Below are 12,762 nucleotides of genomic sequence, written 5' to 3'. Positions count from 1 at the left end.
GTACAATTATTTAAGTTATGTATGGGGGAGAAATTTACTAATAAGCCTTCCTTATGGTAGTATATAAGTATTATTTAAATAAGTGAGGGATATGATGAATTCAGATTTAGAGATTAAGAAAAAAGATGGAATAATATGTAAGGGTAAATTTAAATTTCTTAATACAAGTTATTTAGATAAAATAATGGATTTACAACAAAGGATATTAGATGACCTTAAAGAAAAAGAATGGTATTCGCCATCAAGTAAAGAAGAGTTTCAAAAAAATATAGAGGAAAATGGGAAGATACTAGGTTGTGTTCTTGAGGATGATTCATTAATAGCAATAGGAGTATATTGTGAATATGAGTATGATAACCATAATTATGGATATGATTTAAATATAAAAGGAGAAGAATTATTAAAAGTAGGACAAATAGAATCAACATTAGTTAAGGAAGAATATAGAGGAAATAGATTACAAAAAAGGATATGTGAGATGCTTGAAAAAGAAGCCGTAAAAAATAATATGAAAATATTAAGTGCTACAGCGTCACCATTTAATATATATAGTGTAAATACATTTAAAAAGTTAAATTATACTGTAGAGGCAGATAAACTTAAATATGGTGGGTTAAGAAGATATGTTTTAAAAAAGGAGTTAAAGAATGAATTACTTTAAAGATAAAAAGTTTAAATCAAACTTAATATTAGCCACTTGTGTGATATTTGTAGCATATATTTTTATGAATTTAGATACTGTAGGGGGAGTAATAAATTCAGGAATTGGAATAATACAGCCATTTTTGATTGGAATATGTATTGCATTTGTTTTAAATTTGCCTATGAAATTTTTTGAGGATAAAGTACTTGGAAAAATTTTCGAAAAGTGTAAAGTAAAAGGGAAAAGATGTGTTAAAGAATCTATAGAAAAAAAGATTAAAAGACCTTTAGCTATAGTAATAACATTAGTTGTAGTAATTGGAGCTATAATTGGAATAATACTATTTATTGTTCCACAGATTATTGACAGTGGATCTACATTAGTTAAAAATATTCCAATATATGCAGCTTCTCTAGAGAAGTATGTATCGCAATATATGGGATCAGCAGAATATATGGGAAAGACAGAAATATTTAATCAAGTTTCAGAGAAGATTTCTTCTATGGGATCAGAACTATTAAATGTAATTGGAAATATTACAGGAACTTTAGTATCACAAATATTAACTATAACTGTAGGTGTTACTTCAACTATTATTAACTTTCTTATGGGAGTAATAATTGCAATATATATATTACTTAGTAAGGAAAAGTTAGGAATACAAATAAAGAAATTTTTATATGCTTTTATGGAAAAAGAAACAGTACAAAGCATACTTAAGATAGCTGAAATTTCAAATTATAAGTTTTCAAAATTTGTAATAGGTCAATTTGTAGAAGCTTTAATACTTGGTGTAATGTGTTTTATAGGAATGACTATATTTGGTATGCCTTATGCAGTTCTTACTGGTACAATAATAGGAATTACAGCATTAATACCTGTTTTTGGTGCATTCATTGGAACTATACCAGCAGCATTTATTATATTAATGGTTAATCCTATTCAAGCATTATGGTTTATTGTACTTATTTTAGTTATTCAACAAATAGAAGGAAATTTAATTTATCCAATGGTAGTGGGAAATTCTATTGGATTATCTGCACTATGGGTATTGTTAGCTATAACTATTGGAGGAAGCACTTTTGGTATATTAGGAATGTTAATTGGAACACCACTTTTTGCAGTAATATACACTGTACTTTCTACAATAATAAATGATAGAGTTAAGAGTCGGAATGTAGATATATAAATATATGGTAATAAAAATTAATTAAAAAATTCAGGGACAGTAATAGTAAAAAAGCTAATACTGTCCCTGAATTTTTTACATAACTTATTTATAGTTAAATAAGTTATGTAAACTAACTGTTATGCAGAATAATATAATATTAGATTGAAAAATGGAATATAGAGGGTATACTTATATTATATGTATTTGATTATAAATAATGAGGAGATTAATAAATGCAGAAAAAAGAGAAGAAGATTTTAATAATTTGTTTATTAATTTGTATAGTTTTTATTACTGTGTATTCTGGTTATAAAAAAGCTACTTATAATGAAACCAGTGAGATTATAAATACTTCTAAAAAAATTTTATCTAAAAAAATTAATATGACTTCAAGCATCAAAGGAACTGGAAGTATTTATGCAGAAACATCTAGAGATATAGTAGCTAATAATAATGGGGAAATAAAAAATCTACAGGTTAAAGTTGGAGATACTGTTCAGCAAGGAGAAAAACTTTTTGAGTCTAATAGTGAAGAATTAATAAAATATTTAAAAGATGCTGAAACAAATTTAGAAAGGCAAAAGTTAATTTTAGAAAATGATACAAAAAGTTATAATGACTCATTTATAAAGATTAGTAGAGTAATGAATGAAGTCAATGAAGAATTAAGTAAAGCATGTAGTGAGTTAGATAAAATTTCATCAATATCAAAAGGCAGTAATGAAGCATTAATCAAAAACATTACTGATACTGTAAAAGATTTAGATAAAGAAAAGTCAAATTTAGAGAACTATATTAAAGGTTATAATGATTTATTAGAAAAGATTAGTGGAGCTATAAATACCATAAATACACCGTTAAGCAGTATATATGAAAAGTTAAATAAAATGATAGTTAAATCTCCAATAGATGGAATTGTAGTAGAAGTGAAAAGTAAAAATGGAGATATAATTAAAGGGAGTATAGGAAATATTACAGGAAGAGATTTAGAAAAAGTTAATGAAGCAACTGAAGTATTGGTAATAGCAGATAGAAATAATTTGAATAAAAAAATTCCAATAACAGCTAATTATGATGGGATATTAAGTAATTTAAATTTAAAAGTCGGTGATCTTGTTAAAGATAACCAGAATCTTTTTAGTTCTGGAAAAGATATACTTAGAGAAAACATTGGAAAAATAAAAGATAATTTAGAAAAACAGAAATTAGCATTAGATAATCTTAAAAATAGTAAAAAATTAGAATATGATAAATTAAATATAAAAGATGCTGAAATTCAACTTAGTTTAGCTAAAGATGTGGCAAATAAAATGACAATAACAGCACCAATAAATGGAGTAATTACTAAAGTAAATAAAAAAAATTCGGAATTAGTTACTGGAATAAACGGAATAGGGACAAGCAGTTTGGTTGTTCCACAAGTTTCTACACCAATACTTACTATTGTTGATACATCTTCTTTGAAGGTAAAAGTAGCAGTTGATGAATTAGATATCAAAAAGATAAAAGAAGGGCAAAAAGTTGAAATTAGATTTGATTCAATAAATGATAAGATTTATGAAGGAAATATTGAATCTATAGCACAATTAGGGACTTCCGCTAATGAGATAACCAATTATAATATTATTGCTTCAATTAAAGATATAGATGATATAAAGGTTGGGATGAGTGCAAATGTCAGCATTATTATGGATAGTAAAACGGATGTCTTGGCTGTACCAACAGAGACAGTTATAGAAAAAGAGGATAAAAGATATGTTAAGAATAAAAGTGGAAATATAATAGAAGTAAAAACAGGAATAGAAAATGAAAATTATATAGAGATACTAGATGGAATTGAAGAAGGAGAAGAACTTTTAAAGATTAATTAAAAATCCATTTATAACATAAAAAATAAAATATGCAGATTAAAAAAATTAGGAGGCTAGTGATGAAGAATAAATTTATTAAACAATTGATAATTTGTTTAATTGTATTGATGATCATAATTGGAAGCGTTGTAAGTTATAAATGTTTTTTTCAAAACAAGCCTATTGTTTTAGAGAATAGGTACAAAATTACAACTGCAAAAAGAATGAATATGGAAGTGAAGGTTCAAGGAAAGGGAAGCGTTTATGCAGGTTCATCTAAAGATTTAATAGCAAATAACAATGGAAATATTAAGAATTTAAAAGTTAAGGTTGGAGATATCGTAAATGCAGGGGATACTTTATTTACAGTAGATAATTATGAGATTAGACAAAATGCATTAAGAGCAGAAAATAATTTAGAAAGACAAAAACTAACCTTAGCTGCATCAAAAAATGATGCTGAAACTTCTGTAAATGCTTTGGCTGTAACAGATGCTGAAAATCAACTTAATAGTGTTAATGAACAATTAAATAAAATGACAGTTACATCACCAATAAGTGGTATAGTAATTACTAAAAATAATAATAATGAGGATATTGTTCAATTGGGAAAGCCAATACTTACTATTGTTGATCCTGCATCTTTTAAGGTAAAAGTTTTGGTGGATGAATTGAATATTTTAAAGGTTAAGGTAGGGCAACTTGCTGAAATAAAATTTAATGCAGTAGATGATAAAAAATTTGAAGGTGTAGTAGAGGAAGTTTCACAAGCTAGTACCATTGTAAATAATGTGACAACTTATGAAGTTATAGTATCAATTAAAAATTCACAGGATATTAAAATAGGAATGAATGCAAATGTGAATATTTTAGTGGAGAATAAAGGAAATGTACTGACTATTGCTAAAGATGCGTTAATTGAAAAAGAAGGTAAAAAATATGTGATGACTTCAAATAAAGGTGAAGAAAGTTCTGAGAACACTTCAGAGAGTGAAGTTAATAAAAAGTCAGATAGTAATTTAATTCCGATTAATACTGGAGTAGAAAATGGAGAGTATGTTGAAATATTAGATGGAATTCTGGAAGGGGATAACATTTTGATAAGTTTACCAAGTGATAACTCATCAATTGGTTTAAGTAGTGATGATGTATTAAGTAGATTAAAAAAATTTAGTGAAGGCCATTAATTTTGAAATATATAAAATTTGTTTATAAGGAAAATTTATTTGGAGGTAAAAATTTTATGGCTAAGAATCTAAAAGAATTACAAGTGATTAGTATAAAAAACGTTAATAAGATATATCATATGGGAAATAATGAATTCAAAGCTTTAGAGGATATAAATTTAATCATAGAAAAAGGTGAATATGTAGCTATATTAGGGCCTTCAGGGGCAGGAAAATCTACTCTTATGAATATAATAGGATGCCTAGATGTTCCAACTAGTGGGGAATACATTTTAGATGGAATAAATACAAAATGCAGTGATTCAAAGTTAGCTAAAATTAGAAATGAAAAGATAGGATTTATATTTCAAAGTTATAACCTACTACCTAAACTTAATGTTTTAGAAAATGTAGAATTACCACTATTATATCAGGGGATTTCTAGCAAGATAGTAAGAGAAAAATCAATAGCTGCCCTTAAACGAGTAGGTTTAGAAACACATTTGAAGCATAAACCAACAGAACTCTCTGGAGGACAAAAACAAAGGGTGGCTATAGCTAGAGCTTTAGTTACAAAACCACAAATTATTTTGGCAGATGAACCAACTGGCGCGTTGGATAGTAAAACAGGAAAAGAAGTACTTCAAATGTTAACTGATTTAAATGAAGAAGGAAATACAATAATAATGATTACGCATGATAAAGAAATAGCGGCTAATGCTAAAAGAATGATAAGTGTAAGAGATGGTAAAATTATTTCAGATATATTAGATTATAAGAAAATTGAGTATAAAGAAATTGAATTGGTATCTGATAAAAGTGATAATGGGAAGGATGGTGAATAATATGAGGTTTTCAAAGCTTTTAATAATTTCACTATCTTCAGTGTGGAGTAATAAGATACGTTCAGTTTTAACTATGTTAGGTATAATAATAGGAATATCTTCTGTAATTATAATGTTAGCTATTGGGGAAGGAACTAAAAAACAAGTAATTGGAATGATAGAAGGCTTGGGGACAAACCTTATAACAGTTAATATTACTGGAAATAAAACAGAACCAATTTCAGACGAGGAATTTAACCAGTTAAAAAATAGACCAGGAATAAAAGATATTGCTCCAATACTTACTCAACCTAATATTAATATAAAGGCAGAGGATAAAACAGGAATAACAACTTTACAAGGATCAATTCCAATTTTTGCAGAAATAAGAAAAGTTGAAGTAAGTGATGGACGATTTATTAATAATAGAGATCAAGTAAATAGATATAAAGTTGTGGTCATAGGGACTGAAACAGCAAAAAATATTTTTGGAACAACAAATGTAGTAGGTAAAAATATGTATGTTAATGGAGTAGAATTCAGTATTATTGGAGTAATTAAAGCAACAGGAAGTTCCTTAATGGGCTCAAGTGATGATAGGATAATAACACCTCTTTCTACAGCTGAAAGGTTACTTATGAATACAAATATTAGAAATTTTTATGTAGAAGCAGAAAATAAAGATATGGTAAGTGAAGCTATGAGTTATTTGCAATTATTTTTTAATAAGAAATATGATAATGACACAAAAAGCTATAAAATATTTGACCAAACTTCACTTCTTGATACAATAAATTCTACCACATCAAGTTTTACAACTATGCTTGCAGGAATTGCAGGGATTTCTTTAATAGTTGGTGGAATAGGGATCATGAACATTATGCTTGTTTCAGTAATAGAAAGAACAAGTGAGATTGGAATAAGAAAAGCTATAGGAGCAAGGCGAACAACTATATTAGTCCAATTTTTAATAGAATCTGCTTGTATTAGTGGCTTTGGAGGAATAATAGGAGTGATTTTGGGATTTGTAGGCTCTTATGGAATGGAAATTTTATTTAAGCTGAATGTAATTGTTTCTAATAATGTTGTTATAGGATCTTTCTTGTTTTCAGTATGTGTAGGAATTGTATTTGGCATGTATCCAGCTATTAAAGCGTCAAAATTAAATCCTATTGAGGCTTTAAGATTTGAATAATTAATTGAGAGATTAGATTAAGGGCTCTTTGGAGCCCTATTTTTGTTTTTTTGAAGTTCGTTAAAACGTATACAAAGTTTTTTTAATTTACAATATTATATTTAAATTTACAGAATATTTTTATATTTCCGAATAGATGATATTATTTAGCCATAGAGAAAAATACTAAAATTTAAATATAAATATCTAAAAAGGAAGGGTGTATTAAATGAACTATTTTGAAGAAAGCTTAAAATTACACGAGGAAAATAAAGGGAAGATTACAGTAACATCTAAAGTAAAAGTTGAGACAAGAGATGATTTAAGTCTTGCATATACACCAGGAGTTGCAGAGCCATGCAGAAAAATTCATGAAGATGAAGAAAACGTATACAAGTATACTGCTAAAGGAAATCTAGTTGCAGTTGTAACAGATGGAAGTGCAGTACTTGGACTTGGAGATATAGGACCAATGGCAGGGATGCCTGTAATGGAGGGAAAAGCAATATTATTTAAAGAATTTGCAGATGTTGATGCATTTCCTATATTAGTAGACTCTAAGAATGTTGATGAAATCGTTAACGCTGTTAGATTGATTGCACCAACCTTTGGAGGGATAAATTTAGAGGATATTGGAGCGCCAAGATGCTTCGAAGTTGAAGAGAAATTGAAAAAAGTAGTGGATATTCCAGTATTTCATGATGATCAACATGGAACAGCAATAGTAGTGCTTGCTGGTGTTATAAATTCACTTAAGGTAGTTGATAAGAAGTTAGAAGATATAAAAGTAGTAGTAAATGGTGCTGGGGCAGCAGGAACTGCTATAGCTAAACTTCTGTTATCATCAGGAGTTAAAAATTTAATTGCAGTTGACAAAGTAGGAATTCTTTATAGAGGAATGGAGAAAATTGATGATGCTAAGGAAGCTTTAACAGAAATAACTAATCCAGATAATATAAAAGGAAGTCTTGCAGATGCTTTAGTAGGTGCTGATTTGTTTGTAGGAGTATCTGCTCCAGGAATATTAAAAACTGAAATGGTACAATCAATGAATAAAGATGCAATAATATTTGCCATGGCAAATCCAACACCAGAAATAATGCCAGATGAAGCAAAGGCAGCAGGTGCAAGAGTAATAGGTACAGGAAGATCAGATTTTCCAAACCAGGTTAATAATGTACTAGCTTTCCCAGGAATATTTAGAGGTGCATTAGATGTTAGAGCAAAAGAAATCAATGAAGAAATGAAGATTGCAGCAGCTTATGCAATAGCTAACTACATAAAAGATGAAGAGTTAAATGAGAACAATGTAATTCCAAGTGCATTAGATAAAAATGTTGCTACAAAGGTAGCTGAAGCAATTGCTGATGCAGCAAGAAAAAGTGGAGTTGCAAGAAAATAATTTAATTTTAGGAGGGTATCATTATGCAAATTCCAATTAAAAAAACAATTGACAAAATTCCAGGCGGTATGATGGTTGTTCCACTTTTCTTAGGTGTATTAACTAATACATTTTTCCCACAGTTCCTTAAAATTGGAGGATTTACAACGGCATTATTCAGTAAAACAGCATCGACAACAATTTTAGCGTGTTTCATGTTTCTAATTGGATCACAAATTAATTTCAAGTTAGCACCAAAAGCATTGAAAAAGGGGGCATTATTAATAACAGGTAAATTTATAGTAGGTGCAGGTATTGGTATAATTGTAGGAAAGGTTTTTGGAGCAGCAGGAGTATTAGGGTTATCACCACTTGCAATCCTTGCAGCATTAACAAATTGTAATGGCGGTTTATATGCATCTCTTGCTTCACAATATGGAGATGAAACAGATGTAGGTGCATATGCTATATTATCATTAAAAGATGGCCCATTTTTTACATTAGTTGCATTAGGAGCATCAGGGCTTGCTCAAGTTCCTTTTGAAGCACTTATAGCGGTAATGATTCCAATAGTAATAGGTATGATTTTAGGAAATATTGATTCTGACATGAGAGCTTTCCTTGGAAGCAGTAAATTATTATTAATTCCATTCTTTTCTTTCCCACTAGGTGCAGGTATGGACCTTGGAACAATTGTGCAAGCTGGAATTCCAGGAATTATACTAGGAGTAGTAGCTGCATTTACTGGAATAGGAGCATATATACTTTTAAAATTATTCAAAGAAGAGCCAATAATTGGTTTGGCAACAGGATCAACTGCAGGAAATGCAGTAGCAACACCAGCAGCTGTTGCAGCTGCAGATCCAACATTAGCTGCTATAGCAACAGTAGCTACAGCACAAGTTGCAGCAGCATGTGTAGTATCTGCCATTGTTTGTCCATTTATTGTTACATATGCATTCAAGTTAATTAAAAAGAATAAATTGAAAAAGTTAAATACTGAAGCTGCTGTTTGATAAAAGTAGACAAGTAGATGTAAGTAATAAGCCAGTGTAAAGAAAGTAAAATTTCTAATTTGCACGGCTTATTTTATTACTTATAATTAAGCTCTAAAATATATATAATAAATTTAAAAAGTTAACTTGAAGGTGATAATATGAAACTAAAAGATAAAATTATATCTTTAGTAGTTGGAATTCTTATAATTTCTATTGGAAGTATAACTATTTTATCTTATATTCAAATGAAAAATTTATTAAGGGATCAAATAGATAAAAATATGTTAAATATAGCAAATTCCTTTGCATCAACATATGAAGTAAAGGAATACTTGAAGAGAAATGAAAATATATCTAAGGATTTATTAAATGATGAAATAGAAAAAGCTAGAATCAAGACAAATGTTGAATTTATAGTAGTTATGGATATGGATGGCATAAGATATTCACATCCAGTGAAAAGTAAAATAGGAGAGAGATTTGCAGGTGGAGATGAAGAACGAGTATTAAAAAATGGTGAAGAATATATATCAACTGGAAGTGGTACTCTTGGACTTTCAGTAAGAGCATTTTCTCCTATTTATGATGATAATAATAAGCAGATAGGTGCAGTAGCAGTAGGAATGCTTTATAATAAATTTGATAGTGAAGTATACACAAAAATGTATAAATTCATACCAATTATAATATTAGGACTAATTTTAGGTGTTTCAGGTGCAATTGCTATTTCTTATAATATAAAAAAATCTATATTTGGTCTTGAGCCAGAAGAGATAGCTTTAAATTTAAAACAAAAAGAAACTGTAATTGAAAATATTAAAGAAGGAATAATTGCTTTAGATAACAATGGATGTATAACATTATTTAATGAAGAAGCAGGTAGGATTTTAGGATTAAAAGAAAGTGATATAGGAAGTCCTATTACTGATTTTACCTATGATAGTATGGTTGAGGTGTTTTTTAATAGTGGAAAACCAAAAAGGAATGTACAAATAAAAGCTAGGCCAGGACTTAATATTATGTGTAAGCATAGTTCTATAAAAGGATTTGATAATCAAATTTTAGGATTAGTTGTAACATTTGAAGATTTAACAGAAGTACGTAAAATGGCAGAAGAATTAACAGGAATTAAGAAAATGGCATGGTCTTTAAGAGCTCAAAATCATGAATTTATGAATAAACTTCACACAATTTCAGGACTTATTCAATTAGAAGAATATAATGAAGCAATTAAATTTATTAATGTTATAGCAGCTAGTAAAAAAAATATATCTAATATAATATCTGATAAGATAAAAGATGCATCTTTAGCAGCTTTAATATTAGCTAAATATAGTAAGTGTGAGGAATCTAGAATTAAGTTGGTAATTGATGAAGATTCAAATATAACTAAGTTACCTCAATATATGAATTCAGAAGAATTAGTATCAGTAGTTGGAAATCTAATAGAAAATTCTATTGATGAGGTTAATAATGATGGAACTGGTGAAATATATGTGAAAATATATGAAGAAGATGGTAATATAAAAATTAATATAAAGGATAATGGGAAGGGTATACCAGAAAGTATAAAGGAATCAATTTATAAAATAGGAATTACAACTAAAAAAGGTAGTCGTGGTTTTGGAATGTATATAGTGAAGAAAATTATTGATGAAGCAAAAGGAACTATTGTTTTTAGAGTAAATGATGGTACAGAATGGATTATATCAATACCTATGGAAAGGGCGTAATTAAATGATTAGAACGATGATTATAGAAGATGATCCTATGGTGATGCAAATTAATTCTAAATTTCTAAATAAAGTTGAAGGATTTACATTAGAAAAAGCTGCTGTAAATCTTACAGAAGCAAAGGAATTTTTATCAAAAGAATCTATTGATTTAATTCTTTTAGACGTTTTTCTTCCAAATGAAAATGGAATGGATTTTTTAAAATGGCTTAGGAAAAATGAAATGAATTCAGATGTAATATTAATTACTGCAGATAAAAGTATTGATAGGATTACTGAAGCCTTTAGATATGGAGTTGTGGATTATTTAATAAAACCATTTACATTTGAAAGATTTAAGGAAGCTCTCAAATCATTTGAAGAAAGAATTGAAGGATTAAAAAAATCAAAAACAATTGAACAAGTTGAACTTGATAAATTAATTTTAAATACAAAAAATAATATATTAAGTTATGATGAAGTTAAAAGTAACATTGAAAAGGGGTTAAATAAATATACATATAAATCAATTGTAGAAGAGCTTAAATATATTAAGGAAGAATATTTTACTGCTGAAGAATTGGCAGAAAAGCTTGGTTTAGCAAAAGTTACTGTTAGAAAATATCTTGATTATATGAGTAAAAAAGGAGATCTAGATAAGGTTGTTGAATATGGCAAGGTTGGAAGACCATTATATAAATATAAGTTGACTGGTAGTTTATAGCATTAAGGCTGATAGGATTATTTACTATCAGCCTTTTTGCTTAGAATATAATATATTTTTTTAGGAAAGATAAGTATAAAAAGTTAATAAGGGGTGTTTGTTCACATATGGATTATATTATGGATATAGATATAATAATTAGAAGTATAACATCATTTATCATTTTATTTACATTGAGTAGAATTATGGGGAAAAAGCATATAGCAAATTTAACTTTTTTTGATTATGTAGTTGGAATTTCCATAGGCTCTATAGCAGCTTCATTTGCAGTTGATGAAAGTATACATTATGATTATGGAATTATTTCACTTATAGTATATGCTGTATGTGCTATAGTTGTATCAAAGATATCCTTATTTGGAATTTTGCCTAGAAAAATATTTGGAGGAGTTCCTACTATACTTATTCAAAATGGTGAATTTATTGAGGAAAATTTAAAAAAATCAAAATTTAGTGTAAATGATTTATTAGAGGAATGTAGATTAAATGGAGTATTTGATGTTTCAGAAATAGATTATGCAATATTGGAGACTAGTGGAAAGGTTAGTATATTACTTAAAGCAGAAAAGAAACCAGTTACTTTGGAAGATATGAATATAAAATCAAATAAGTATGGAATTCAAACAGAGTTAATTATTGACGGATATATTCTTTATGATAATTTAGAGCAAATTAACAAAAATGAGGAATGGCTGACTAAGGAACTTAAGAAAAGAAGAATTGCTTCTTCAAAGGAAGTGTTGTTGGCAAGTATAGATAACCTTGGGAATATAGTAATACAACTTAAACATAAGAATCAAGTTGTATTTAATGTGTTAAAATAAAGAAAAGGCTTTTCAAATAATCAAATTTAGTCATTTCTTTATTTATCTTTGTATAAAATGGCTTGTACTAAATTATAGTTAAATTTTTCAAATGTTCAGTGTAGGAGGTTATAGGAATTGAACCTAGAGCACCTGCATCAGAACCTATGGTAAAGATAGTCAGAAGCTGCTTGCCTGCTTAATAAAGTATGTAACAATCCCATTGAAAACTTCTTTCTTATGAGCCATCTTTGGTTTAAAAGTATAGATCATATAGTATCATTTCCTTTTATATTAATTAAATATACATGTGGTA

11 protein-coding genes are annotated in these 12,762 nt (G+C 28.2%); all 11 read left to right on the top strand.

All coding sequences use genetic code 11. From position 1 onward, the window contains the following. Positions 1–91: 91 nt before the first annotated feature. The 11 genes from NNC19_RS05440 (at position 92) to NNC19_RS05390 (ending at position 12,467) form a co-directional block, all read left to right on the top strand. The gene (locus NNC19_RS05440; RefSeq protein ID WP_396136399.1) at positions 92–661 is read left to right on the top strand and encodes a GNAT family N-acetyltransferase; all 570 of its coding nucleotides are present in this window, start codon (positions 92–94) and stop codon (positions 659–661) included. Beyond that, positions 648–1,832 (top strand): AI-2E family transporter, encoded by a 1,185-nt coding sequence (locus tag NNC19_RS05435; RefSeq protein ID WP_310937607.1) that lies wholly within the window; start codon positions 648–650, stop codon positions 1,830–1,832. The genes NNC19_RS05440 and NNC19_RS05435 overlap by 14 nt, the downstream gene beginning before the upstream one ends. Before the next feature lie 215 nt (positions 1,833–2,047). Continuing rightward, positions 2,048–3,685 carry an efflux RND transporter periplasmic adaptor subunit gene (locus tag NNC19_RS05430; protein ID WP_310937606.1) on the top strand — a complete coding sequence of 546 codons (1,638 nt, stop codon included), beginning with the start codon at positions 2,048–2,050 and terminating at the stop codon, positions 3,683–3,685. 59 nt (positions 3,686–3,744) lie between these two features. Beyond that, entirely contained in the window at positions 3,745–4,851 is a 1,107-nt protein-coding gene (locus NNC19_RS05425) for an efflux RND transporter periplasmic adaptor subunit (protein ID WP_310937605.1), read from the top strand. Between the two features lie 56 nt (positions 4,852–4,907). Beyond that, a complete protein-coding gene (locus NNC19_RS05420) occupies positions 4,908–5,675 on the top strand; it encodes an ABC transporter ATP-binding protein (RefSeq protein ID WP_310937604.1) in 768 nt (255 codons plus the stop codon). 1 nt (position 5,676) lies between these two features. Then, a complete protein-coding gene (locus NNC19_RS05415) occupies positions 5,677–6,849 on the top strand; it encodes an ABC transporter permease (protein WP_310937603.1) in 1,173 nt (390 codons plus the stop codon). Between the two features lie 208 nt (positions 6,850–7,057). Beyond that, entirely contained in the window at positions 7,058–8,230 is a 1,173-nt protein-coding gene (locus NNC19_RS05410) for a malic enzyme-like NAD(P)-binding protein (RefSeq protein WP_310937602.1), read from the top strand. Positions 8,231–8,253: 23 nt separating this feature from the next. After that, positions 8,254–9,225 carry a 2-keto-3-deoxygluconate permease gene (locus NNC19_RS05405; RefSeq protein ID WP_310937601.1) on the top strand — a complete coding sequence of 324 codons (972 nt, stop codon included), beginning with the start codon at positions 8,254–8,256 and terminating at the stop codon, positions 9,223–9,225. Positions 9,226–9,365: 140 nt separating this feature from the next. Then, entirely contained in the window at positions 9,366–10,940 is a 1,575-nt protein-coding gene (locus NNC19_RS05400; RefSeq protein WP_310937600.1) for a sensor histidine kinase, read from the top strand. A 4-nt stretch (positions 10,941–10,944) separates the two neighbouring features. Next, complete coding sequence (locus NNC19_RS05395; protein ID WP_310937599.1) at positions 10,945–11,643, top strand: response regulator; 699 nt, start codon at positions 10,945–10,947, stop codon at positions 11,641–11,643. Between the two features lie 107 nt (positions 11,644–11,750). Continuing rightward, positions 11,751–12,467, top strand: coding sequence for a DUF421 domain-containing protein (locus NNC19_RS05390; RefSeq protein ID WP_310937598.1), 717 nt, complete (start codon positions 11,751–11,753; stop codon positions 12,465–12,467). The last annotated feature ends 295 nt before the right edge of the window (positions 12,468–12,762 follow it).

Origin of the sequence: Clostridium sp. SHJSY1, from assembly GCF_031626875.1 — a bacterium.
In the GTDB taxonomy this organism is placed as follows: Bacteria; Bacillota; Clostridia; order Clostridiales; family Clostridiaceae; genus Clostridium.
The sequence above is the reverse complement of the archived record's forward strand: the minus strand, read 5'-3'. Positions and strand labels throughout refer to the sequence as shown.

Coding starts and splice junctions, on each gene's coding strand:
- NNC19_RS05410 (WP_310937602.1), top strand. CDS start 7,058: ATGAACTATTTTGAAGAAAGCTTAAAATTACACGAGGAAAATAAAGGG.
- NNC19_RS05420 (WP_310937604.1), top strand. CDS start 4,908: ATGGCTAAGAATCTAAAAGAATTACAAGTGATTAGTATAAAAAACGTT.
- NNC19_RS05425 (WP_310937605.1), top strand. CDS start 3,745: ATGAAGAATAAATTTATTAAACAATTGATAATTTGTTTAATTGTATTG.
- NNC19_RS05405 (WP_310937601.1), top strand. CDS start 8,254: ATGCAAATTCCAATTAAAAAAACAATTGACAAAATTCCAGGCGGTATG.
- NNC19_RS05400 (WP_310937600.1), top strand. CDS start 9,366: ATGAAACTAAAAGATAAAATTATATCTTTAGTAGTTGGAATTCTTATA.
- NNC19_RS05415 (WP_310937603.1), top strand. CDS start 5,677: ATGAGGTTTTCAAAGCTTTTAATAATTTCACTATCTTCAGTGTGGAGT.
- NNC19_RS05430 (WP_310937606.1), top strand. CDS start 2,048: ATGCAGAAAAAAGAGAAGAAGATTTTAATAATTTGTTTATTAATTTGT.
- NNC19_RS05435 (WP_310937607.1), top strand. CDS start 648: ATGAATTACTTTAAAGATAAAAAGTTTAAATCAAACTTAATATTAGCC.
- NNC19_RS05395 (WP_310937599.1), top strand. CDS start 10,945: ATGATTAGAACGATGATTATAGAAGATGATCCTATGGTGATGCAAATT.
- NNC19_RS05390 (WP_310937598.1), top strand. CDS start 11,751: ATGGATTATATTATGGATATAGATATAATAATTAGAAGTATAACATCA.
- NNC19_RS05440 (WP_396136399.1), top strand. CDS start 92: ATGATGAATTCAGATTTAGAGATTAAGAAAAAAGATGGAATAATATGT.